The 23,551-nt window shown below is 61.5% G+C and carries 21 protein-coding genes and 1 rRNA gene; 11 read left to right on the top strand and 11 right to left on the bottom strand.

Going from position 1 to position 23,551, the window contains the following annotated elements; genetic code table 11:
* Positions 1–14: 14 nt before the first annotated feature.
* Together rrf and JC616_RS16755 are read left to right on the top strand one after the other, a co-directional pair.
* Positions 15–129 (top strand): 5S ribosomal RNA (gene rrf, locus JC616_RS16760).
* 201 nt (positions 130–330) lie between these two features.
* On the top strand, positions 331–2,595 hold the full coding sequence (locus tag JC616_RS16755; RefSeq protein WP_107798586.1) for an ATP-binding protein: 2,265 nt from the start codon (positions 331–333) through the stop codon (positions 2,593–2,595).
* A 5-nt stretch (positions 2,596–2,600) separates the two neighbouring features.
* Here JC616_RS16755 and JC616_RS16750 read toward each other — a convergent pair whose 3' ends face one another.
* The 5 genes from JC616_RS16750 to JC616_RS16730 all read right to left on the bottom strand — a co-directional run bounded on the left by JC616_RS16750 (position 2,601) and on the right by JC616_RS16730 (position 6,858).
* Positions 2,601–3,605: a GlxA family transcriptional regulator gene (locus JC616_RS16750; RefSeq protein ID WP_107798587.1), complete on the bottom strand. Its 1,005-nt coding sequence runs from the start codon at positions 3,603–3,605 to the stop codon at positions 2,601–2,603.
* Between the two features lie 90 nt (positions 3,606–3,695).
* Positions 3,696–4,484, bottom strand: coding sequence for an ABC transporter ATP-binding protein (locus tag JC616_RS16745; protein ID WP_107798588.1), 789 nt, complete (start codon positions 4,482–4,484; stop codon positions 3,696–3,698).
* Between the two features lie 27 nt (positions 4,485–4,511).
* Positions 4,512–5,243 carry an ABC transporter permease gene (locus JC616_RS16740; protein WP_107798589.1) on the bottom strand — a complete coding sequence of 244 codons (732 nt, stop codon included), beginning with the start codon at positions 5,241–5,243 and terminating at the stop codon, positions 4,512–4,514.
* The gene (locus JC616_RS16735; protein ID WP_107798590.1) at positions 5,240–5,929 is read right to left on the bottom strand and encodes an ABC transporter permease; all 690 of its coding nucleotides are present in this window, start codon (positions 5,927–5,929) and stop codon (positions 5,240–5,242) included. Before JC616_RS16735 ends, JC616_RS16740 begins: the two co-directional genes overlap by 4 nt.
* A gap of 164 nt (positions 5,930–6,093) precedes the next feature.
* Positions 6,094–6,858, bottom strand: a complete 765-nt coding sequence (locus JC616_RS16730) for an ABC transporter substrate-binding protein (RefSeq protein WP_048407703.1) — start codon at positions 6,856–6,858, stop codon at positions 6,094–6,096.
* 515 nt (positions 6,859–7,373) lie between these two features.
* Between JC616_RS16730 and JC616_RS16725 the strand changes: the two genes are divergently transcribed.
* The gene (locus JC616_RS16725) at positions 7,374–12,185 is read left to right on the top strand and encodes an NAD-glutamate dehydrogenase (RefSeq protein ID WP_227104349.1); all 4,812 of its coding nucleotides are present in this window, start codon (positions 7,374–7,376) and stop codon (positions 12,183–12,185) included.
* A 213-nt stretch (positions 12,186–12,398) separates the two neighbouring features.
* Here JC616_RS16725 and JC616_RS16720 read toward each other — a convergent pair whose 3' ends face one another.
* From JC616_RS16720 to coaBC, 3 genes are all read right to left on the bottom strand, one after another.
* On the bottom strand, positions 12,399–13,412 hold the full coding sequence (locus JC616_RS16720) for a GGDEF domain-containing protein (RefSeq protein WP_227104347.1): 1,014 nt from the start codon (positions 13,410–13,412) through the stop codon (positions 12,399–12,401).
* Between the two features lie 115 nt (positions 13,413–13,527).
* Entirely contained in the window at positions 13,528–13,983 is a 456-nt protein-coding gene (gene dut / locus JC616_RS16715; protein WP_107798593.1) for a dUTP diphosphatase, read from the bottom strand.
* A gap of 48 nt (positions 13,984–14,031) precedes the next feature.
* Positions 14,032–15,216, bottom strand: coding sequence for a bifunctional phosphopantothenoylcysteine decarboxylase/phosphopantothenate--cysteine ligase CoaBC (coaBC, locus tag JC616_RS16710; protein WP_227104345.1), 1,185 nt, complete (start codon positions 15,214–15,216; stop codon positions 14,032–14,034).
* A 157-nt stretch (positions 15,217–15,373) separates the two neighbouring features.
* Here coaBC and radC point away from each other — a divergent pair, with 157 nt between their 5' ends.
* The 6 genes from radC to JC616_RS16680 all read left to right on the top strand — a co-directional run bounded on the left by radC (position 15,374) and on the right by JC616_RS16680 (position 19,624).
* A complete protein-coding gene (gene radC, locus JC616_RS16705) occupies positions 15,374–16,048 on the top strand; it encodes a RadC family protein (protein WP_107798595.1) in 675 nt (224 codons plus the stop codon).
* A gap of 100 nt (positions 16,049–16,148) precedes the next feature.
* On the top strand, positions 16,149–16,400 hold the full coding sequence (locus tag JC616_RS16700) for a hypothetical protein (RefSeq protein ID WP_019101157.1): 252 nt from the start codon (positions 16,149–16,151) through the stop codon (positions 16,398–16,400).
* Positions 16,401–16,556: 156 nt separating this feature from the next.
* On the top strand, positions 16,557–16,934 hold the full coding sequence (locus tag JC616_RS16695) for an oxidoreductase (RefSeq protein WP_019101158.1): 378 nt from the start codon (positions 16,557–16,559) through the stop codon (positions 16,932–16,934).
* A 228-nt stretch (positions 16,935–17,162) separates the two neighbouring features.
* A complete protein-coding gene (locus JC616_RS16690; RefSeq protein WP_227104343.1) occupies positions 17,163–17,627 on the top strand; it encodes a DUF2844 domain-containing protein in 465 nt (154 codons plus the stop codon).
* A gap of 16 nt (positions 17,628–17,643) precedes the next feature.
* Positions 17,644–18,870, top strand: a complete 1,227-nt coding sequence (locus tag JC616_RS16685; RefSeq protein WP_227104341.1) for a DUF3443 domain-containing protein — start codon at positions 17,644–17,646, stop codon at positions 18,868–18,870.
* A gap of 190 nt (positions 18,871–19,060) precedes the next feature.
* Positions 19,061–19,624: a flavin reductase family protein gene (locus JC616_RS16680; protein WP_227104339.1), complete on the top strand. Its 564-nt coding sequence runs from the start codon at positions 19,061–19,063 to the stop codon at positions 19,622–19,624.
* A 58-nt stretch (positions 19,625–19,682) separates the two neighbouring features.
* Here JC616_RS16680 and tyrS read toward each other — a convergent pair whose 3' ends face one another.
* On the bottom strand, positions 19,683–20,957 hold the full coding sequence (gene tyrS / locus JC616_RS16675) for a tyrosine--tRNA ligase (protein WP_107798599.1): 1,275 nt from the start codon (positions 20,955–20,957) through the stop codon (positions 19,683–19,685).
* A 289-nt stretch (positions 20,958–21,246) separates the two neighbouring features.
* Between tyrS and JC616_RS16670 the strand changes: the two genes are divergently transcribed.
* Entirely contained in the window at positions 21,247–21,906 is a 660-nt protein-coding gene (locus JC616_RS16670) for a cytochrome b/b6 domain-containing protein (RefSeq protein WP_107798600.1), read from the top strand.
* A gap of 65 nt (positions 21,907–21,971) precedes the next feature.
* On the opposite strand, the gene JC616_RS16665 is transcribed toward JC616_RS16670, so the two are convergent.
* Together JC616_RS16665 and JC616_RS16660 are read right to left on the bottom strand one after the other, a co-directional pair.
* Positions 21,972–22,409: a c-type cytochrome gene (locus tag JC616_RS16665; protein WP_227104337.1), complete on the bottom strand. Its 438-nt coding sequence runs from the start codon at positions 22,407–22,409 to the stop codon at positions 21,972–21,974.
* A gap of 91 nt (positions 22,410–22,500) precedes the next feature.
* Positions 22,501–22,929: a c-type cytochrome gene (locus JC616_RS16660; protein WP_107798602.1), complete on the bottom strand. Its 429-nt coding sequence runs from the start codon at positions 22,927–22,929 to the stop codon at positions 22,501–22,503.
* Positions 22,930–23,101: 172 nt separating this feature from the next.
* Here JC616_RS16660 and JC616_RS16655 point away from each other — a divergent pair, with 172 nt between their 5' ends.
* On the top strand, positions 23,102–23,536 hold the full coding sequence (locus tag JC616_RS16655; RefSeq protein WP_019101166.1) for a Fur family transcriptional regulator: 435 nt from the start codon (positions 23,102–23,104) through the stop codon (positions 23,534–23,536).
* Positions 23,537–23,551 lie beyond the last annotated feature (15 nt).

The following is a 23,551-nucleotide window of genomic DNA, read 5'->3' as shown; positions in this document are numbered from 1 at the left end:
TGTACCAGTTTATGTCTGGTGGCCATAGCGAGGTGGTCCCACGCCTTCCCATCCCGAACAGGACCGTGAAACGCCTTAGCGCCGATGATAGTGTGGCATTCGCCATGTGAAAGTAGGACACCGCCAGACGCCCCATTGCAAAGCCCAGCTCACTCGAGCTGGGCTTTATGCATTGTGCTGCTCGCCAGACGGCGCGATCGAACTCTCCTCCCTGTCTTTCCCCATTCTTTAGCTTTCTCCTTGATTATTAAGCCATTGTTCTTTTTGTGGCTGTGTTTTCACTTATTTTTACTGAAATTTCGGCTAATTACTCAGCAGAACCTATTGGTTATGAATAGAATTCCAGCATCAAGATCGGGAATCGAGGCGGGAATTTTGAGAAACTTCAGGCGGGATGGTGTGCATTTATTTGTATTGGCCTGGGCTCTCTGCGCCTTGTTGGTGACGGTGCTGTGGGGGATGGGGGAACTGCAGCGTCTGAGGGACGAGTTCGAATCAGTGGCGCAGCGGGCGCATGCAATGGTGGCGCGCAAGCTGGACCAAAATGAGTCGGTGCTGTCTTCCGTGGATGCGCTGATGGCGGCAAGTCGGCCATTTGAGGCATCTGAGCTGTCCACCTTTGCGCGCGAGCTATTGCCCCATTATCCGCAGCTTCATTCCTTTATCTTTTTTCAAAGCGTGCCCTTGGAGGAGAGGCCGCTCTTCTTGCGCCAGATGAGCGGCAAGTTTGGCGCGACCTTTTACATTCGCGATTTCGACGTGGCGGGCAATCGGGCATGGCGGCCGGCCGCCGTGCGTCCGCAGTCATTGGTGATTTCCATGCTGGAGCCGGATCGGCCGGAAGCCGGTCCGATGTTTGGCTACGATATTTTGGGCGATGCTTATTTCCGGCCGGCCTTGAGCAGGGCCTTGGAGACTGGGCAGCGAGTGGCCAGCGGCGCGTTCGAGTTGCACGAGGGCGGTGGACGCGCTTATTTCTTGTTCCAGCCCTTGTTCGAAGATAGGGAGAAGGCACCGGGCAAATTGGTCGGCGTGGTGGGCCTGGTGGTGTTTTGCGATCGCCTATTGCAGGCGCCGGCCCTGGAGCGCTTGTTGCCTGGATTGGACTTGACCCTGTACCAGGACGGGGTCCTTGCGCCGGGCGCGCCCTTGTTTCAGCGCCTGCATACTTCATCCGAGCGTGATTGGTGGCCGGTGTTGCGTAGGCTGGAGGCTCGGCTTCCGCTGTCCAGCGTGGCCCAGCCTTTTGTGCTGGGCGTGGCTCGGGATGTCAGAGTGACGGACTTGGCGTTGTTGCCTTGGCTGTGGCAGCAGTCTTTGTTGCTGGCTTTCTTCGTGTTTGCCGGCCTGGTTCACTTGCAAAGAATGGCTTTGCGGCATGAGCGTCAGCAATCGGATGAGGCGATCTTCCTGCAGAGTGAACGGGCGTCCGTCACCCTGAGCGCGATTCATGACGGGGTGATCATTCTGCGCCAGGACCATGCGATCGAGCTGGCAAACCCGATGGCCTTGGAGTTGATGGGCATGGCGGCGGAGGAGGTGGTTGGCCGCGTCTGCCACGAGGTGTTCCACTTGCAGGCCGAGTTGGCCGCGGAGCTGGCGGAGGATCCGATCCGAGAGTGTTTCCGGACCGCGCAGCCGGTGGTATTGGCGGAGAGGATGCAGCTGACGTCGGCGCGAGGTCAGATTCGTTCGGTGGAGGGTGGGGTATCGCCGTTGTTCTCGCGGGAAGGGGGGCTGATCGGCGTGGTGTGCGCCTTGCGCGACCTGGGGCCTTTGCGGCAACGCACGGTGGCGGCGTTGGAGGCCAGCGAGAGCAAAGTCAAAGAGCATTTGGAGAAATTGTCCCATGTGGCCCGGCTGCATACGATGGGCGAAATGGCGTCCGGCATCGCGCATGAGCTGAATCAGCCTCTGACGGCGATCGCTAATTATTGCCAGGCCAGCATTCAGTTGCTGGAGGGGGTTGAGGAGGCGCCGGCCCAGGTGAACGCGGCGCTGCGTTTGGCGGTGGCACAGGCTGAGCGGGCGGGGGAGATCATCAAGCGCTTGCGCGCCTTGGTCAGCAAGCGCGCGATCGAGACGCGGCTGATCGATTTGAACCAGGTGGTGGGCAATTGCATGTTCCTGGCCGAGTACGATCTGAAGGAGCGCGGCATCGAGGTGGTTCAGCTGTTGTCGGGTTACCCGGTGGCGGTGTTGGCCGACAGCATTCAGTTGGAGCAGGTGGTGCTGAATCTGCTGTCAAACGCGATGGACGCCTTGCGCGACGAGCCGATGATGAAGCGCCATGTGATTGTGCATACCCGGCGAGAAGGCAAGAAAGCGATTCTGGAGGTGCGGGACACCGGTCGCGGCATTACGCCGAGTTCATTGGAGGTGCTGTTCCATCCGTTCTTTTCAACCAAGCCAAACGGAATGGGGCTGGGCTTGTCCATCTGCCAGACGATTGTGGAGCAGTACGGTGGCCTGATCTCGGCGGAAAACATCCCGGCCAGCGGCGCTTGCTTCCGGATCGAGTTGCCTTTGTCGCGCCAAGGCGAGCCGGAGCGTGCTCCGGTGCCCTCGCCTGACGGTTGCGGCGCCGGTGTTTGACGGTGCTAGCTCTTGGGGGCCGGAGCCGGCGACGCGGTCTGCGTGCGATGCGAGCGTTCTTCGCGCGGGGTGATGCCGAAATGGTTGCGGTAGGTGCTGGAGAAATGGGGGCCGCTGGAGAAGCCGCAGGCCAGACCGATCTGTACGATGGATTTGCTGGTTTGCTGCAATAGCTGGCGCGCTCGGCTCAGGCGCAACTCCAGGTAGTATTTGGACGGCACCGTGCTCAGGTATTGTTTGAACAGCCGTTCCAGCTGGCGTCGGGAGACGCCGACATAGTAGGCGATGTCGTCGGTGCTCAGCGGCTCTTCGATATTGGCCTCCATCAGGCTGACCGCTTCCGTCAACTTGGGCTGGCTGCCGCCGATGCGGGTGGCCAGGGGGATGCGTTGGCGTTCATTGCCAGGACGGATGCGTTCCATGCTGAACAGTTCCGACAGCTGAGCGACAAATTCGTGGCCGTGCTGATTGCCAACCTGGGTCAGCATGAAATCAAAGGTGGCCGCTCCGCCTGCGCAGCTGAGGCGTTTGCCGTCGATTTCAAATAGATTGGACGAGGTGATGATGTCCGGAAACTCTTCGGTGAAACGGCTGATCTCGCGCCAGTGTATCGTTGCGCGCAGGCCGTTGAAGTGTCCGGTGCGGGCCAGCCAATAGCTGCCGCAGCCGATGCCGCCCAGTTGGATTTTATCCGGACCGCAGGCGGTGAGCCCCTTGCTCAGGACGTCCAGGCTGAAGTCGGGATTGATGTCGTCGGCTAGGATCAGCAGGCAATCCAGCTTGGGGGCGCCGTCCAGCGGCAGATCCACCGCCAGCCGCGTGCCGTTGGAAAGCGGCACCGCTTGTCCGTCCAGGGAAAGCAGCAGGGTTTCGTAGAGTTTTTTCTCCGCCAGCCAATTGGCGTGCAGCAGAACCTCGGAGGCGATGGCGTAATCCGCCATCGAGGCATGGGGCAAGAGCAGGAAGCCGTAGCGCAGAGGCTTGGCGGGGTGGGACGGATGCTGACCCATTGGTTTTCGCGGCGAAGGGTGGAGATTACAAAAACACACCATGCCGGGCATGAGGCCGGCATGGTGTGCGACATTCTCCTATTGTACGATTTATTTCAGGCTGCCGGAGAGGAATTGTACCAATCGCTCGCTTTGCGGGCGGATCAGCACTTCCTTGGGGTGACCTTGCTCCTCTATCCGGCCCTGGTGCAGGAAGATGACGTGATTGGACACTTCGCGGGCGAAGCCCATTTCGTGGGTGACCACCACCATGGTGCGGCCTTCGCCGGCCAGGTCTTTCATCACGCGCAGCACTTCGCCGACCAGTTCCGGGTCCAGCGCCGAGGTGGGTTCGTCGAACAGCATCACTTCCGGTTCCATCGCCAGTGCGCGGGCGATGGCGACCCGCTGCTGCTGGCCGCCGGACATATGGGCCGGATACTTGTCTTCGACGCCGCGCAGGCCGACCTTGTCCAGGTATTTGCGGGCGCGGGCGCAGGCTTCGTCCCGGCTGAGTCCCAGCACGTGAATGGGCGCTTCGACGATGTTTTCCAGCACCGTCATGTGCGCCCATAGATTGAAGTGCTGGAACACCATGGCCAGCTTGGTGCGGATGCGCGCCAGCTGATTGGCGTCGGCGGCCTTGAGCGCGCCGGTCTTGCGATCGGATACCAGCTTGAGCTCTTCGCCGGCGGCGAGAATGCGGCCGCTATTGGGCTGCTCCAGCATGTTGATGCAGCGCAGAAAGGTGCTTTTGCCTGAGCCGGAGGAGCCGATAATGCTGATGACGTCGCCGGCGTGAGCGGTCAGCGACACGCCCTTCAGAACTTCGTGCGAGCCGTAGCTCTTATGCAGATCGCTGACTTGCAGCTTCAGATTCTTATCGGTGGGGGTGTGCATGATGGTGTTCCTGTATCGCTATCCGCATTAGTGCTTGCGTGGCGCCAAATAGGCCAGCCAGCGTTTTTCCGCCTGCTTCATCAACCAGACCAGCAGGAAGGTGAGCGCAAGGTAAATGGCGCCTGCGGTGAGGAAGGGCTCGAAAGCCATGTAACTGTCCGCGTAGATGCGGCGAGCCACGCCGGTGATGTCCGCCAGAGTGACCAGGCCGGCGATGGCGGTGCTTTGCAGCATCATGATGACTTCATTGCTGTAGGCGGGCAAAGCGCGGCGCAGCGCTGAGGGCAGCACAATGCGGCGCATCATCAGCCATTTGCTCATGCCCATGGCCTGGGCGGCTTCGATCTCGCCCCAGTGGGTGTTGCGGATCTGGCCGGCGATGATTTCGGTGGTGTAGGCCGCTGTGTTCAGGGTGAAGGCGAGGATGGCGCAGAAATAGGCTTCCTGCAGGTAGTGCCAGGCCCAGCTGTCGCGGATCCAGCCAAACTGGGCCAGACCGTAATAAATGATGAACAGCTGGACCAAGAGCGGCGTGCCGCGGAAGACATAGCCGTAAACGCGGACCGCGCCGGAGGCCAGCCGGTTTTTGGAGACTTGCATCAGCGCCATCGGGACGGCCATCGCCATGCCCAGAATAAGGGAGATGAACAGCAGTTCCAGCGTCATCACCAAGCCGTCGCGGCTGCTCATGACGGCGTTGCCGTCTCCGCCGCCGAAGAAGGCGGGCAGCTTGTCCAGAATCAGTTGGAAGTCGATCACAGTCCGCTCTCCTTGACGCCCAGCGAATAGCGTTTTTCCAGTTTGCCCAACAGCAGATTGGACACCCCGGTGATCGCCAGGAACAGCAGGCCCACGATCAGATAGACGGTGAAGGGTTCCTGGGTGGTGGATTTGGCCGCGTCGGCGCGATACATCACGTCGTTCAGGCCGATGACCGAAACCAGGGCGGTGGATTTGACCAGCACCAGCCAGTTATTGGAGAAACTGGGCAGGGCGAAGCGAATCATCTGCGGAACGGTGATGCGGAAGAACACGCGCAGCGGCGTCATGCCGTAGGCCATGCCGGCCTCCATCTGTCCTTTGGGCACCGCCATCATCGCGCCGCGGAAGGTTTCCGTCATATAAGCGCCGAAGATGAAGCCCAGGGTCAGCACGCCGGCGACGAAGGGATCGATATTGGGACTTTCCCAGCCCATGCGGCCGCAGAGGTCGTTGATCATCATCTGGACGCCGAAGAACAGCAGAAACATCCAGACCAAATCGGGCACGCCTCGGACCACGGTGGAATAGAGTTCCGCCAGCCAGACCAGCGGTTTGGAATGAGCGGATTTGAACAGCGCGCCAATCAGGCCCAGCACGATGGATACGAGCAGTGCTGAGCCGGCCAGCTGCAATGTGAGCACTGCTCCTTGCAATATGCTGGGAAGGTAACCTTGCAAAAACATGGTGTTACTGCCTCATTCATCAGCCTTGCGCGCAAGGCCGGTCCTTGCTCGGCCGCTGGGGGAACGGCCGAACAAAAAAGTCCCGGCGAGGCGCGCGGTGCGGGCGGCAGCAAGCCGCCCAGCGCCTGGGGCGCTTGGCCGGGACGGATGCGGTTACGAGGGGTTTAGCCGCCGTAGACGTCGAAGCTGAAGTACTTGTCTTGGACTTTCTTGTAGCTGCCGTCCTTGCGCACCTGATCAATCGCCTTGTTCAGGCGTTCGGCCAGCGCCTTATTGCCTTTCTTGACGGCGATGCCCGCGCCCAGGCCGAAGTATTTGACGTCGGCGTAGTTCGGACCGACAAAGGCGTAGCCCTTGCCGTTGGCGGTTTTCAGGAACTCTTGATCGCCGACGGCGCCATCGACGAAGACGGCGTCAACACGGCCGGACTTCAGGTCCAGGAAGGACTCGGGCGACTTGGCGTACGGCACGATGGTGGCGCCGGATTTGCCCCAGTAGTCTTTGGCGAACTTTTCCTGAGTGGAGGCGCGCAGCACGCCGATCTTCTTGCCCTTGAAGCTGTTCTGGTCAACGGCGGTGCCGGATTTGGCGACGATGCGGCTGGCGATGTTGTAGTACTTGCGGCTGAAGTCGACGGCTTTCTTGCGCTCCTCGGTGATTTGCATCGAGGACAGAATGGCGTCGAACTTGTTGGCGTTGAGGGCGGGAATCAGGCCGTCCCAGTCTTGCGGAACGATTTGACAGCTGACTTTCATGGCGGCGCAAAGGGCATTGGCCATGTCGATGTCGAAGCCTTGCGGCTTGCCATCGGCGCCTTGTTTGGAGAACGGCGGGTAATTGAGGTCAACCCCAAAACGCAGAGTCTCTGCTTGGACGGAAAAACCGGACAGCAGAGCTGCCGCTGCGGAGGCGATCAGGACTTTTTTCATGGCGTGGATTTCTACTTCTCTATCGGGTGTTCGCGTCGTTGCGACGAACGCAAACCCAAGCTTGTAAACCCGGCGCTTGGAACGAGGCTGCTCACGGTGTCTCGCCCAAGCCGGAACCATTGTAGTTTTTTCTACTTTTGCCAGTAGTTGGCCGCAGCTTGCAACGGTTATCCGCCGTGCGCAAGATGGGGCCATTGTCTGGCAATCGGTGTGAGCAAGTGTTCGTATTTTAACCGATATTCTTGCTTCATGTGAAATGTATGAAAAATCAATGACTTATATTTCTTTTTTGGACTTGTGTACAATGTGGGGCTGGGAGAGAAACTTGTAAGCCGCCGTCGCATTGCTATAAGGCTAAAAGTGGCGTTCGCCACGATTTATCCCTGCGGCATTCGATGGGGGCGAACAGGCTTTTCCATGAAAATGTACGTCCACGTCGCATTAAGGAAATCCCGGCATGAAGGGGGTATCTACAATGCCTCGACACACTCCGTGCACACAACAAGAGAAGCAACATGTCGCTTACCAATAAGACCGAACTCGCGAGCCTGATCGCCGATATTCAGGCTGTAGCAGAGACCAAGCTTTCCGAAAAGGAGAAACACCAGCTCGAACCCTTCTTCCCGATCTACTTCGAGGAAGCCGAGCATGCCGACCTTAGACAGTTTTCGTCGCTGGACTTGTTCGGCGCCGCGTCGGCGCATTACGCGTTCGGCGCCAAGCGCGCGGCCGGCCAGCACAAGGCGCGCATTTACAACCCGGATTTCGAGCGCGACGGTTGGCAAAGCACCCATACCGTGATTGAAGTGGTCAACGACGATATGCCGTTCCTGATCGACTCCATCACCATGCTGCTGTCGCGCCATAGCCTGAACCTGCACCTGTTGGTGCACCCGGTGCTGTCGGTGGGCCGCGACAAGAACGGCGCGATCCAGGCGGTCAAGCGCACCGAGGACCGCAGCCTGCCGCTGGAGTCCTTTATCCACGTGCAGATTGACCGAGTCACCGATCCGGCGGTGCTGAAGCAGCTGGAAGCGGATTTGAACCGCGTGATCGTAGACATCCGCTTGGTGGTGAGCGACGAACCCAAGATGCGCGAAGTGTTGGCCGACATCAGCAAGGACCTGTCCCTGGTCAAGGGCAAACGCGCGGCGGAAGCCAAGGAGGCGGTGGACTTCCTGGCCTGGATGTCCAAGCGCAACTTCCTGTTCATGGGGTATTGCGATTACGACCTGGTGCGCCGCAACGGCAAGGACAGCCTGAAGATCGTCAAAACCTCCGGTCTGGGCATCTTGAAGGACCAGGGCGACAAGGAATACTCCGCCAGCTTCGAACAGCTGCCGCAGGAACTGCGTGAACTGGCTCATCTGCCGCAACTGATCATTCTGAACAAATCGCAGACCCGCTCCATCATTCACCGCCCGGCCTACATCGATTTTGTCGGCATCAAGCGTTTCAACGACAAGGGCGAAGTGATAGGCGAGCGCCGCTTCCTGGGCCTGTACACCGCCAGCGCCTACCAGGACTCCCCCAAGGACGTGCCCATCCTGCGTCAGAAAGTGGCGACCGTGGTCAGCAACTGCGACTACGTGGACGACAGCTATAAATCCAAGACCTTGAGCTTTGTGCTGGAGGCCTATCCGCGCGACGAGTTGTTCGAGATCCCGGCCGAGGTGTTGGGACCGATCTCCGAGGGCATCGTCAGCCTGCAGGAACGCCCGCGCGTGCGCCTGTTCGTGCGCAAAGACCGCTACCACCGCTACGTCAGCTGCCTGGTCTACGTGCCGCGCGACAGCTTCAACACCGAAGTGCGCCTGAAGATAGAGAAGGTGTTGATGAACGCCTTCAACGGCACCAGCGCCGAGTTCAGCGTGCAGATCAGCGACGGCTCGCTGGCACGAGTGCATTACATCATCCGCACCAACGCCGCCAAATTGCCGGAATTCCACGAGGCCGACATCGAGGCCGAAATCGCCCGCCTGGTGCGCGGCTGGGTGGAAGAGCTGCATCAACTGCTGGTGGAAACCCACGGCGAAGAACTGGGCAACGCGCTGTTCAACCGTTACAAGGGCGCTTTCCCGGTGGCTTACCGCGAAGAGTTCGCGGTGCGCAACGCGGTGCTGGACATCCAGCATATCGAATCGGTCAACGCCGACTCCCCGCTGGCGATGAAGTTGTACCGGCCCTTCCATCGCGGCGCCTCGGCTTTCAATCTGAAGCTGTTCCGCGAAGGCGAGGCGTTGGGCCTGTCCGCCAGCCTGCCGATTTTGGAAAACATGGGCGTCAAGGTCCGCGACGAGCATCCGTACTGCGTGCAGCGCGCGGACGGCCGTCAGGTGTGGATCAGCGACTTCGGCCTGGACGTGGGCTCCGCGGAAGAGCAGATCGCCAGCGAAGAAGTGCAGCAGGACTTCCAGGAGCTGCTGACCCAGGTGTTCGCCAAACGTTGCGAGAACGACGGCTTCAACCGCCTGGCGCTGGTGGCCGGGTTGGACTGGCGTGAAATTTCGCTGGTGCGCGCCTTGGCCAAGTACCTGCGCCAGGGCGGCCTGACCTTCAGCCAGGCTTACATCGAGCAGTGCGTGGCCAATTACCCGGCCATCACCCGCTTGCTGGTTGAACTGTTCGCCGTGCGTCTGGACCCGGCGCATGCCGACGACGCGCGCGCCGACGCCTTGCTGGCCAAGCTGCGCGAGCAGCTGGACGGCGTGGCCAATCTGGACGAAGACCGCATTCTGAACGGTTTCCTGTCGGTGATCCTGGCCACCCGCCGCACCAACTTCTGGCAGAAGGGCGCCGACGGCGAGTTCAAGTCCTATATCTCGTTCAAGCTGGAATCCAATCTGCTTCCCTTCCTGCCGCAGCCGCGCCCGATGTTCGAAATCTGGGTGTACAGCCCGCGCGTGGAGGGCGTGCATCTGCGCGGCTCCAAAGTGGCGCGCGGCGGCTTGCGCTGGTCCGATCGCATGGAAGATTTCCGCACCGAAGTGCTGGGCCTGGTGAAGGCGCAGATGGTGAAGAACTCGGTGATCGTGCCCATGGGCTCCAAAGGCGGCTTCGTCGGCAAGCAACTGCCGGCGCCTAGCGACCGCGAGGCGTTCCTGGCGGAAGGCGTCGCCTGCTACAAGATCTTCATCTCCGCGCTGCTGGACGTCACCGACAATCTGGTGAACGGCCAGATCGTGCCACCGGCGGATGTGCGCCGCCTGGATCCGGACGATCCGTACCTGGTGGTGGCGGCCGACAAGGGCACGGCCACTTTCTCCGACATCGCCAACGGCATTTCCGCCGATTACGGCTTCTGGCTGGGCGACGCCTTCGCCTCCGGCGGTTCCGCGGGTTACGACCACAAGGGCATGGGCATTACCGCCCGCGGCGCTTGGGAATCGGTCAAGCGCCATTTTCGCCACCTGGGCGTCAACACCCAGGAGCAGGATTTCAGCGTGATCGGCATCGGCGATATGGCCGGCGACGTGTTCGGCAACGGCATGCTGCTGTCCGAGCACATCTGCCTGAAAGCGGCGTTCAACCACCTGCACATCTTCCTGGATCCGACGCCGGACGCGGCCAAGAGCTACGCCGAGCGCGCGCGTCTGTTCAAACTGCCGCGTTCCAGCTGGACCGATTACAAGCGCGAGCTGATCTCCAAGGGCGGCGGCATCTTCGAACGCTCGGCCAAGTCTATCCCGCTGTCGCCGGAAGTGAAGGCCTGGCTGGAGACCGACAAGGACAGCATGGCGCCGAACGAGCTGATCCACGAGATCCTCAAGGCCAAGATTGATCTGCTGTACAACGGCGGCATCGGCACCTACGTCAAGGCGTCCAGCCAAAGCCACGCCGACGCGCGCGACCGCGCCAACGATCCGGTGCGCGTCGATGGCCGCGATTTGCAAGCCCGGGTAGTGGCCGAAGGCGGCAACCTGACGTGCACTCAGCTGGGACGCGTCGAGTTCGCGCTGAACGGCGGCCGCATCGCCACCGACGCCATCGACAACTCCGCCGGCGTGGACTGCTCCGACCACGAGGTCAACATCAAGATTCTGCTGGGCGGCGTAATGCAGGCCGGCGACATGACCTTGAAGCAGCGCAATCAACTGCTGGCGGAAATGACCGACGAGGTGGCGCAGCTGGTGTTGCGCAACAATATCCAGCAGACCCAGATCCTGGCGATCAAACGCCAGGAGGCCGCCGCGATGCTGACCACCCATGCGCGCATGATCGCGCACATGGAGAAAACCGGCGAACTGAACCGCGAAATCGAGTACCTGCCGTCCGAAACCCAGATCAATGAGCGCCGCCTGGCGCGTCAGGGTCTGACCGTGCCGGAAATCGCGGTGCTGCTGTCCTACAGCAAGATTTCGCTGGATCAGGCGATTCTGGCGACTGATGTGCCGGACGACGCGGACTTCCTGTCCATCCTGACCCATTACTTCCCGAAACCGTTGCAGCAGCGCTTCGGCGCGCAGATGCAGCAGCATCAGCTGAAGCGGGAGATCATCGCCAACCAGTTGGCCAACCAGATCATCAACCGCATGGGCACCACCTTCGTGTTCCGCATGCAGGAAGAGTCTCCGTTCTCCGCCGGCGACATCGCCCGCGCCTGGTGGATTGCCAGCCGCGTGTTCGACGCCGAGCGCCTGTGGAGCGAGATCGAAGCGCTGGACAACAAGGTGTCGGCGGATCATCAGGTGGAAATGATGGTGCTGGTGCGCACGCTGGTGGAGCGCGTGACGCGTTGGGTGCTGCGCAACAAGCGTCCGTTCTCCTCGGTGAACGCCGTGATCGAGCAGTACGCCGCCAAGGTGAAGGCGCTGTTGGCGCAACTGCCTCAGCTGATCGCTTCCGGCAGCTACCCGGCAGTGGAGGCGCTGGAAGCGCGCCTGAGCCAGCCGGGCATGCCGCAGCCGCTGGCGCAGGTGCTGGCGCGTCTGGAGTTTGCCGTGCCGTTGATGGACATCATCGAAATCAGCGAAGGCAGCGCATTGCCGCTGGAGCGGCTGGCTAAGAACTACTACCAGTTGGGCCACGCGATGCAGCTGGATTGGCTGCGCGACGCGATCACCAGCCTGCCGCGCGACAACCGCTGGCAGTCGCTGGCGCGCTCCGCACTGCGCGACGATCTGTACCGCGTGCATCGCAATCTGGCGGGGCAGGCCTTGCAGGACGCCGCCGGCGCGGAAGCGTTTGCGCAGCAGTGGATGGAGAAGCGCCATCACGAAGTGGAGGTGTGCGCGCAGATGTTCGCCGAGCTGCAGTCGTTCAGCGTGTTGGATCTGGCCATGCTGTCGGCCGGCATGCGCGAACTGAGCAACCACCTGCTGGCCTGATCGCCCGCTAGGGATCGCGTCAATTGAAAACCGGCTCTTAGGAGCCGGTTTTTTTGCGTCCGGAGGGCCTGCTTGGGACGCGGGGCAGGGAAAATTTGGAATCTGTTTACGATGGGCCGCGTGTCGGCAGGATGGAGGACGAAGGGCGCTGAAACCGTCTTCGAAAGGCTTGGATGGTTTGAGTGGGTTCCGCTTGCCTGTTTTAACGGGCGCTTAGAACAGATCGATCTCGCCAAAGCGTTGCGCATTGTCCAGTTGGCCGCCGGCGACCAGTTCTTCGTAACCGCATACCAGGTTGCGGCCATGCGTTTTGGCGTAATACAGCGCTCGGTCCGCCTGTTCCACCAGCTGGCCCGGCAAGAGCTGCGGCAGGATGCGGGTGAAGCCCAGGCTGACGGTCAGGCGGCCCACCTGGGGAAACGAGTATTGCTCGACGCGCTGGCGGAAGCGCTCCAGCGCCACCGCGGCTTCGTTTGGAGGCAAGCCCTGGAAGATGATGGCGAACTCCTCGCCGCCGTAGCGGAACAAGCTGTCGTCTTCGCGAAACGACTGTTGCATCAGTTGCGCCAGCAAGAGCAGCACCTCGTCGCCCACCATGTGGCCGAACTGGTCGTTGACCTGCTTGAAATGGTCGACGTCCAGCAGCGCCAAGGTGCAGGCGTGGTTTTCGCCGGGGGATTGCAATTGCGCCGCCATCAGGTTGAACAGGCGCAAATCGAATTTACGGCGATTGTTCAGCGCGGTGAGCATGTCCCGGTCCGCCTCGAACAGCAGGCGCAGGAAGTTTTCGTGAATCCTGGCCATGGCTTTCAGCATGGCCTTGTTGACCTTTTGCTCCGCCGTCACGTGGATGACCAGCAGGGACACGATGCTGCCCATGCAACGCAAGGGCAGGCATAGGCCGTGGGGAATGCGGAAAATGCCCTCGTCTCTGTCCAGCGAGTTGAGCAGGTCGTAAAGGAAGATGGGCGGCGGCAGCCAACTGTCGTTGGCGGTTTCCGTAATCTGGGTCTTGCCGTCCACGGAGGAGGCGCTCAGGCGCCGGCGGGTGTAGGGCACGCCGTTGACCCAGCGACAGGCGAACAACTCCACCTTGTCCACCCGCATCACCTCGACCAAGGTGGAGGCCAGGCTGCTTTCCAGCATGTCCTGTTCGCGCTGGGAGGTGAGTTCGACCAGATTGTCGAGAATCCGCTTGCTGTCGTCCTCTTGAGGGGCTTGCGTCATGCCTGGACATCCTTTGCCGGCGATTGAGGGCGGTGGTCGCGTGCGCGGCGCAAGCCGGCCGTGCGAGGCCGGCTGCGCTACGGTGTGAGTATAGGCAATCGCGCGGCGGCCGGCCTCAGTTGCGTCCGGTGCTGCCGAAGCCACCGTCGCCGCGTTCCGAGCTGTCGAAGTCGTCGACGATATTGAAGCCCACCTGGACGATGGGCACGATGATCATCTGCGCGATGCGTTCCAGCGGCGTCAGCCGGAACGGCTCGTGTCCGCGGTTCCAGACCGATACGAACAACTGCCCCTGGTAGTCGGAGTCGATCAGGCCCACCAGATTGCCCAGCACGATGCCGTGCTTGTGGCCCAGGCCGGAGCGCGGCAGCAGCATGGCGGCCAGGTTGGGGTTGGCGATGTGGATGGCCATGCCGGTGGGGATCAACTGGGTTTCGCCCGGAGCGATGGTGATGTCCTGCTCGATGGCGGCGCGCAGGTCGAGCCCGGCGGAGCCCGGCGTCGCGTAGTTGGGCAGATTCTGCTTCAGACGCGGATCCAAGATCTTGACGTCGATGACGGGTTTTTTCATGAGAGTCCTTTCTTGTCGGCTGCGCGGGGCAGCCGCGGTGTTGATGGCTTATTGCTTGTGCGGCAACAGCTGGGCCAGATGTTCGACAATGGCCTTGGCCACGTCCGGCTTGGGCATGCCGGGCAAGGGGTGGGGGCCGTTCTGGTCCAGCAGCACCACCTGATTGTCGTCGGCGCCCATGGCTTGCTGCGCCAGGTTGGCCACCAGCAGCGGCAGCTTTTTGCGCAGGCGTTTGGCTTCGGCGAACTCCAGCAGGTTCTGACTTTCCGCCGCGAAGCCGACGCAGAACGGAGCGGCGGGCAAGGAGGCGACGGCGGCGAGAATGTCCGGGTTTTCCTCCAGTTCCAGGCTGGGCGGCGCCGCGCCTTTCTTGATCTTGTGGACGGACGGGTTCTTGACCCGGTAATCGGCCACCGCCGCGACGGAAATGAAAATATCGCTGCGTCCCACCTCGGTCATCACCGCGTCGTGCATTTGCCGGGCGCTGGCCGCGTCGATGCGGCGCATGCCCAGCGGGGCCTCCATGCCGGTGGGGCCGGAGATCAGCGTGACTTCGGCACCGGCGTCGCGGCAGGCGCGCGCCAGCGCGTAGCCCATCTTGCCCGAGCTGATATTGGTGATGCCGCGCACGGCGTCTATGGCCTCGTAACTGGGGCCGGCGGTGAGCAGCACCTTCTTGCCGGCCAGCACTTTGGCCCGGAAAAACCCTTCCAGCAGCTCTGCGATCTCCTCCGGCTCCAGCATGCGGCCCTCGCCGGTTTCGCCGCAGGCCTGGGCGCCGTTGGCCGGTCCGAAGACGGCGACGCCGTCGGCGCGCAGCTGCGCCACATTGCGCTGGTTGGGCGGATTGTCCCACATCTGCCGGTTCATCGCCGGCGCCACGATCAGCGGACAGGCGCGGGCGGCGGCCAGCGTGGACAGCAGATCGTCGCAGGCGCCGTGGGCCAGCTTGAACAGCGTGTTGGCGGTGGCCGGCGCGATCAGGAAAACATCGGCGCGGCGCGACAGGTCGATATGGGCCATTGCGTTGCTGGGGCGCTCGTCCCACAGATCGGTGTACACCGCATGGCCGGACAAGGCCTGGAAGGTGGCGGGAGTCACGAAGCGCGTGGCCGCTTCCGTCATCACCACTTCCACGCTGTGGCCGGCTTTGACGAGAAGGCGGGTCAACTCCGCCGCCTTGTAGGCGGCGACGCCGCCGGTAATGCCTAGCAGAATTTTCTTGCTTGTCATGGACTTGTCGCAACAGGCGGTAAATGTCCAATTTTAGCGGATTTCCACGGACTGGGCGCGCTGGCGGGCATATTGCTTCGATGATATGGTGAGCCATGCCTCATCGCGTTTGGTCTGACCTTGAAAACAGTGCTATAGCCAGAGGAGGAGCGTGCAGATGTCTATCGCCCATTGGCCGGAGGCCGAGCGTCCCCGTGAAAAGCTGTTGGCCCAGGGAGCGGCGGCGTTGTCGGACTCCGAATTGCTCGCCATCTTTCTGCGCACCGGCATGCAAGGCTTGAGCGCGGTGGAGATGGCCAGGCAGTTGATGCTGGACTTCGGTTCGCTGTCCGGCTTGCTCAACGCCAGTTTTGAAGAGTTCCGGGCGCGCAGGGGCCTGGGCGCCGCCAAATACGCGCAGCTGATGGCCTGCAAGGAGTTGGCGCAGCGGGCCTTGGCGGAGAATATGAGTCTGACGGACGCCTTGCGCGATCCGGGGCAGGTGCGCGATTTTCTGAGGCTGGCGATTGCAGGCAAGGACGTGGAAGTGTTCGTCGCCGTGTTTTTGACCGTGCAGAATCGAGTGATAGCGGTAGAAGAGTTGTTTCGAGGCACCCTGACCGAAACCCGGGTCTATCCGCGCGAACTGGTGCGGCGGGCCCTGGCCAATAACGCGGCGGGGGTGATCATTGCCCATAACCATCCATCCGGCGTGTGCGAACCATCCGCCGCCGATCATTCTCTAACCAATACATTAAAAGCTGCGCTGCAGTTGGTCGATATAAGGTTGCTGGATCACTTCGTCGTGACCGGCGCGCGGGCGGAATCCTTTGCCGAGCGAGGCTGGTTGTAGGCGTTGAGCCGTTGCGGGGAGCGCTCGCGACGCTTGGAACCGGCGCCGCCTTTGCTGTCTTGTTGGACCTTGTCTCTCACCGCATCATTAGGAGGTCGCCATGAACATCCTGCGTCTGCTGAATGAGTCCGACTATATTCAGGTTAACAATCAGTTCGTGAAGCCGGATTTCCATACGGCTTCCGAAGAGTTTTCCGATGACGACGATGTGGTGCTGGAGGCCAATCTGGATGGTCAGGAGTTGGTGTTGACCGTGGCGGATCTGGAGGAGGCGACGCCGTTGGCCGATGGCGGTTTCTGGTTGGAGGGCGTTGGCTATCTACGCTTTTTGTCGCAGCAAAATCTGCATTGAACCCCTTCTAGGCTTTACGCTCGCAGGCCCGGCGATGTCCGGGCCTGCTGCATTGTGGGGCCTTCCCGCAGCTCCGCTTGATTTGGCTCAAATAGCGACCTGGGCTAAAGCTGTTACAGTGCGGTGTTTATTTGATAGTCATATTCAGGTGGCCGCATGGAACAGATCAAAGTAGGCATGATAGGCGCGGGTGAAACCGGAACGCCGCTGTTGCGGCAGCTGTTGGACGCGCCCTTCGTCGGGATGGTGGGGGTGGCGGACTTGAATCTGGATTCGCCGGGCATTTTGCTGGCCCAGCAGCGCGGCATTTCCGTCACCGATAATTTTATCGAGCTGGCCGAGCAGGGCAGCAGCATCGACATCATCATCGATGTGACCGGCTCGCGCAAAGTGCGCGAGGACTTGCGGCGTTACATGCAGTTTTCCGGCAATACCCATACCGTGATCGTTCATGAACGCGTCGCCCTGCTGATGCTGTCCTTGGGCGCGGGCAAGCTGGTGACGACTCGGCATGACGATTCGCTGGCGTATTGATGGAGAAATCCAGGATTTGACTGGCGGGCAGCTGGTCGAATTTTGAGGACGCTGGGGGGCTTTCGCCCCCCTTTTTTTATGGTCTACGTTTCTTCCCTTCCGTTCGATCGGGCAGCCGTTTCATGCTGAGGTGCTATATTTTGATGGCGGCGTCGACGCCGCGCATATTCAGAAGTCCCGGGCAAAGCATCCGGGGGCGGCGGTCGTTTCCATTCGATAGGGGTATTCATGCAGACGTCTTTTCTGACGAGGCGCGCCTTGCTGCTCTGCCTCAGCTTCAGCCTGTTCTCCAGTCCTGCCTTGGCCACCTTGGGGCAGCCCTTGCCGGCGGGCCGCGCGGCCGCTGCTCCGCAAGCGCTGGCTTTGAAGGCCGCGCCGCCCGCGGTCTATTCCGTGGCGCAGAGCCGGGATGAGGCCGGCCGCCTCATCCGCGAGTTCGTCCGGCAGACGGACGGCGTTGTGTTCGCGGTGGCGTGGCAGGGCGCGTCGCTGCCGGATATGAGGCAGCTGCTTGGCGATTACTTTCCCAGTTATGTTTCCTCGCAGCAGTCCAATCGGGCCGGTCTGAATCGCTTGGAAGGCCGAGGGCCTGGGCTGACGGTGATCTCCGCCGGGCGCGCGCGCGCTTTCTTCGGCCTGGCCTATGTGCCCGCGCTGGTGCCGGCTGGCCTCGACATCGATCAACTCAAATAATCAGGGCGGGGACGAGATGAAACAGGCTATCTTTGGGCTGGTGTTGAGCTGCGCCTTATTGTTGACGGCGTGCGGAGGAGGGGGCGGCGGAGTTGGCAGCGTCGCGCCGCCGGACAATGGTGGATCGACGGCCAATTCGGTGACGCTGACGGTAGACAGCGGGCCGGTGGCCAATGTTTATCAGATCAATATGCCCTATGTGTCGGTGACGGTGTGCGCGCCGGGCGGCAGCCAATGCCAGACGATCAGCCGGGTGCTGGTGGATACCGGCTCCAGCGGTTTGCGCCTGTTGGCCAGCGCCGTGAGCGGATCGACGCTGGGCAGCCTGCCCGGCGTGACGTCGAATAGCCGGCAATTGGCGGAGTGCATGCAGTTCGCCAGCGGCTTCACCTGGGGCAGCGTCCGCTACGCCGATGTCAAAATGGCCGGCAAGACGGCGTCCTCCCTGCCCATCCAGATCATCAGCGACCCGGCCTACGGCTTCATCCCGGGCGCGTGCAGCGGGACGGGGAGTAATTTGGGCAGCGTGTCGGTCCTGGGGGCCAACGGCATTCTGGGCGTCGGCCTGCGGCAGCAGGATTGCGGCAGCAACTGCGTCAACTTTAGCAATAACGGCTTTTACTACACCTGCCCCTCCGCCTTGACCTGCCAGCAGGCGCCGGCGGCCGCGGCCTTGCAGGTGTCCAATCCCGTGGCGGCCTTCGCCGGCGACAATAACGGGGTGATGCTGCAATTGCCGGCGGTGGCGATCAGCGGCGCGCCCAGCGCCGCCGGAACGCTGTACTTCGGTGTGGGCACGCAGAGCAACAATGCTTTGGGTTCGGCGAAGGCTTTTCCCACTACGCTGGACGGCAATGGCGTGGACGCGATCACGACCAGCTATAAATCGCTCAACTACAGCAGCTTTCTGGATAGTGGTTCCAATGGGCTTTTTTTCGCCGATGCCACGATCGCCACCTGCGTGGTGGGCAGCAGCACCTGGTTCTGCCCCGGCGGCACCGTGAATCTCAACGCCACCTTGAGTGGCGGCGGCAACAGCAGCGCGGTGGGCTTCAATCTGGGCAATGCTGGAACGCTGTTGTCGCAAGGTTACTCCGCTCTGCCTGCGGTGGGCGGGCCGGCCAGCGGCTTTCTTAGCAGCTACTTTGACTGGGGCTTGCCCTTCTTTTACGGCCGCAAGGTGTATATCGGCCTGGAAGGGAAGGGCAATCCGTTAGGCAGCGGGCCGATGTTCCTGTTTTGATAAGGCTTTGCGGGTTTCTTGCAACGCAATATAAAGCGTCCTATATCTGGATAGTCATCTCGATGACTTCTCCTTTGTTGAAATTAGCAATCTGTACGCCCGGCGAGCGCCGGGCTTTTTTTTATTCGCGCCGGCGGGGCCTCCGAGTCTCCGGCTAGAATAGCCGCTTCATGCTTTCTCGAGTTTGCTTATGTCCCGTTTGCTCGCAGTCGATCTGGCGAAATCCTATCGTTTATTGAATCATGGCCCCACGGTGCTGGTGTCCAGCGCGGCCGGGGAGCGCAGCAATGTGATGGCGGCGGCCTGGGCGATGCCGCTGGATTTCGATCCGCCCAAGGTGGCGGTGGTCATCGACAAGGCGACCCATACCCGGGAGTTGATCGAGGCTTCGGGCGAGTTTGTGCTCAATTTGCCTTGCCGCGCCCAGGCCGCCGCGGTGTTGCGGGCCGGCGGCGCCGACGGCAGGCAGGTGGACAAGTTCGCGCATAGCGGCCTGAGCCGGATCCCGGCGCAAGAGGTGGCCGCACCGCGCGTGGACGGCTGCATCGCCTATCTGGAGTGCAAGGTGATCAGCGAGCCGCTGAACCAGCAGCGCTATGATCTTTTCATCGGAGAAGTGGTGGCGGCGGAGGCCGACGCGGAGGTGTTTGCCGACGGTCATTGGCGTTTCGACGACGAGGCCAAGCGCAGCTTGCACTATATCGCCGGCGGCGCTTTTTTCGCGATCGGGGAGGCTTTTGAAGTGGGAAAGTGAGGCGAGGGCGATAAAAAAGCGGCCGTGACGGCCGCTTGGTCTTATGCGCGCGTTGCGCTCAGCGCCATTCCACCAGCGCGTAATTCTTCTTGCCGCGCTTGAGTAGGGTGTAGCGGCCAAACAGGCGTTCGGCGTCGCCGAAGCGCTGCTCCAGGCTGTCGGCCTTGTCGCCGTTGACGCTGACCGCGCCGCTCTGGATGAAGGTGCGCGCCTCGCTCTTGGATTTGGCCAGGCCGCCGGCGGCCAGCGCGTCGATCAGGCTGTCGGCGTCGCGTTCCAGCTGGATGCTGGGCAGGCCGTCTTGCGCCAGTTGGGCGAAGTCGTCGGCGGTGAGGCTGCTCAGATCGTTGTTGAACAGGCTTTGGGTGATGCGCTGCGCCGCCTCCAGGGCGGCCGCGCCGTGCACCATGGTTGTCATCTGCTCGCCCAGGATGCGCTGGGCTTCCGGCTTGCCGTCACGCGCCTGGTCGGCGGCCTCAAGCGCGGCGATTTCTTCCAGCGACAGGAAGGTGAAGTAGCGCAGGAATTTGTACACGTCGGCGTCGGCGGTGCCCAGCCAGAACTGGTAGAAGGCGTAAGGCGAGGTCTTCTTGGCGTCCAGCCAGATGGCGCCGGATTCGGTCTTGCCGAACTTGGTGCCGTCGGACTTGGTCACCAGGGGCACGGTCAAGCCGAAGACCTGTTGCTGTTGCAGGCGGCGGGTGAGGTCGATGCCGGCGGTGATGTTGCCCCACTGGTCGGAGCCGCCGATCTGCAGCTTGCAGCCGAAGCGACGGTTCAGCTCGGAGAAGTCATAGCCTTGCAACAGGCTGTAGGAGAACTCGGTGAAGGAAATGCCCTGGTCTTCGCGGTTGAGGCGCTGCTGCACCGATTCCTTCTTGATCATCGCGTTGACCGAGAAATGCTTGCCGATGTCGCGCAGGAAATCCAGCGTGTTCATTTGGCCGAACCAGTCGTAGTTATTGGCCATCAGCGCGGCGTTGTCGCCTTCGAAGCTGAGGAAGGGTTCGACTTGGCCGCGGATCTTCTCCACCCAGCTCTGGATCACGTCCGGGGTGTTCAGCTTGCGCTCGGCGGCCTTGAAGCTGGGATCGCCTATCATGCCGGTGGCGCCGCCCACCAGCGCCACCGGGCGATGGCCGGCCTGTTGGAAGCGACGCAACATCAGCACCGGCACCAGGTGGCCCAGGTGCAGGCTGTCGGCGGTGGGATCGAAGCCGCAATAAAGGGTTACCTGCTCCTTGCTCAGAAGTTCTTCCAGCGCAACGGCGTCCGTGGTTTGCGCAATCAGGCCGCGGGCCTGCAGATCCTGAATCAGGGGGGCATGGTTCATTTATCGGGTCTCCAACAACAGGGTGATGCGCGGCAATGGCGGAATGAACGCGCCGCCGCAAAAAGTTAGGCCGCCCGTTGGCGGGCGGCGTAGCCGGACTCGCCAGGCGAGCCCAATCAAGGATATTAACCGAAAACCGGTGGTTTTTGCCCCCTTTTTGTCGGTAGAATCCGGACAAAACCCCATTTGGCTTAGGGTTTGTCCCGCCGGCACGGTATCATCATGTTGCAATGCATTAATTCGGGTGCGCCTGAGCGGGCGAGTTTTGGATTCAAGGAGTGAAAGCGCAATGACGCAAATGGTAAAAGTGTGGGATGTTCCCACTCGCTTGTTTCACTGGACGCTGGTGATTCTGTTCGGCTGCATGTGGTATAGCGGCGAGCAGGGCGGCGATTGGCTGCAATACCATATCTGGTTCGGCTCCTGTCTTGCCAGCCTGTTGCTGTTTCGTTTGATCTGGGGCGTGATCGGCAGCCAGACCGCGCGTTTCAGCAACTTCATCAAGGGGCCGCGCAACATTGTCCGCTATCTGCGCGGCGAGCTGAGCGAGAACGAGCAGCCGGGTCACAATCCGCTGGGCGGCCTGATGGTGCTGGCGATGTTGCTGGCCTTGCTGGCCCAGGTGAGCACCGGCCTGTTCGCCGCCGACGTCGACAGCTATCTGTACGACGGCCCGTTGGCCAAGCTGCTGAGCGGCGACATGGCCGAAGCCGCGACCTCGTTTCACAAGAGCTTTTTCAATGTGATTCTGGGCCTGGTCGGTCTGCACTTGCTGGCCATCATCGCTTACCGGGTGTTCAAGAAGAACAATCTGGTCAAGGCGATGATCACCGGCAACAAGGCCATCGCCGGCGATGTGCCGCGTTTGGCGTTCGCGCCCGCCATCATCGCGCTGGTGGCCCTGCTGGTGTCCAGCGGCGGCATCTACGTGCTGTTGACGCGTTTGTAAGCGGCGGACCGCGGCGTCAGCGGGGCGAAAAGGGCGGGCATCCGCCCTTTTTTCATGGGCGTCGCTTATTTCTCCGGGCCGCGGAAAGCGTCGTGACAGGCTTTGCAGCTTTGCGCCACCGCGCCGTAGCTTTTCTTGATGGCGGCGAGTTCGCCGCCGCGGGCGCTCTGTCCCAGATCGGCGACCGATTTCAGGAACACGTCCTTGTTGGCCTGAAACTTGGCGGGCTGGCTCCAGATTTCCGGTTTGGCGCGGCTCTTGCCGCTGATGCTGTTGGCGGGGAAGTGATTGAAGGGCTCGGCGGCGATCTGTTGCAAGGCGTCGGCCTGACGGATGAAGGCGTCCTTCCGGTACGGATCCCGGCCGCGCACCACCGCGCCCATGGGCTCGAAGGCTAGCAATATTTTCTTGAAGGACTTGGTGCGTGTTTCGGCCGGCGTGTCGGCCAGCGCCAGCGGCGCCGCGACGGCGCTCAACAGCAATACGGTCAGCAGTTTTTTCATTCCGGGGTCTTCGGGGGTGGGGTCTGGCTGGGGGTGGGCAAGCAAACAGCCCGCTGGCGGGCGGGCTGCTGGGGTCGCGACGCGACGGGGCTCAGTCCTTGCGGAAGGCGTCGTGACAGGCCTTACAGGTTTTCTGGGTGGCGCCGAACTGCACCTTGATTGCGCCCAGATCGCCGGCGGCGGCCACTTGCTTCAGTTTGGCGGTGGCGGCCTTGTGGTTGTCGATGGCTTTTTGCCATTCGGCGGGCTTGCTCCAGATTTCCGGCTTGGCGTCGGTCTTGCCGGCGGTGCTGCCGGCCGGGAAGTGCTGCCACGGTTTTTGGGACAGGGCTTCCAGTTCGCCGGCGAGTTTGGCGAACTCGTCTTTGTTGTAAGGGGTTTCACCCTTCACCATCTTGCCCATGCCGCCTACAACCGGCTTGTATTGCTTGAAAACATCCTGGCGCTGCGCGATGGGATCGGCGGCGAAAGCCTGCCCGGCGAATACGGCGGCCACCACGGCCATCATCAGTGTTTTCATGTTATTTCCTTATATGAGCGATGAGGGATAAGCCATAAGCCTATCATGGACATTCTGGAGCACAAAGCTACCACGACCGACGGCCATGATAAACCGATGAATGATTAATCCTTGTGAATTCGATATGTTATACAGTAACATTGCGTCCTGATTAAACAAGCGGGTGTCCTGCATGGACCATCAAGCCTATCTGGCCGCGGCGGAGCGGCATTGCGAACGGCGCGGCAGCAAACTGACCGCATTGCGCCGTCAGGTGCTGGAGTTGGTGCTGCGTTACAGCGGGGTGGTCAAGGCTTACCAGGTTCTGGCGGACTTGCAGCAAGAGCGCGGCGCCGCCGCGCCGCCCACCGTCTACCGCGCGCTGGATTTCCTGGTGGAGCACGGTCTGCTGCACAAGGTGGACGCCTTGAACGGCTTCATCGTCTGCGATCATTTCGAATGCCAGCACGAAGGGCTGATCCTGGTCTGCGGCGATTGCGGCCAGGTGCAGGAGATCGACGCCGCGCCGGCCTTGAGCGCGCTGCGCCAAGCCGCGCAAGCGGTGGCTTTTTCCCTGTGTCCGCAAAACCTGGTGCTGACCGGCCGTTGCCAGTCTTGCAGCGCCTGAATCCAAGAATTCCCT

This window comes from Chromobacterium rhizoryzae (genome assembly GCF_020544465.1).
Classification (GTDB): domain Bacteria; phylum Pseudomonadota; class Gammaproteobacteria; order Burkholderiales; family Chromobacteriaceae; genus Chromobacterium.
This window is presented reverse-complemented; position numbering and strand designations above follow the sequence as displayed.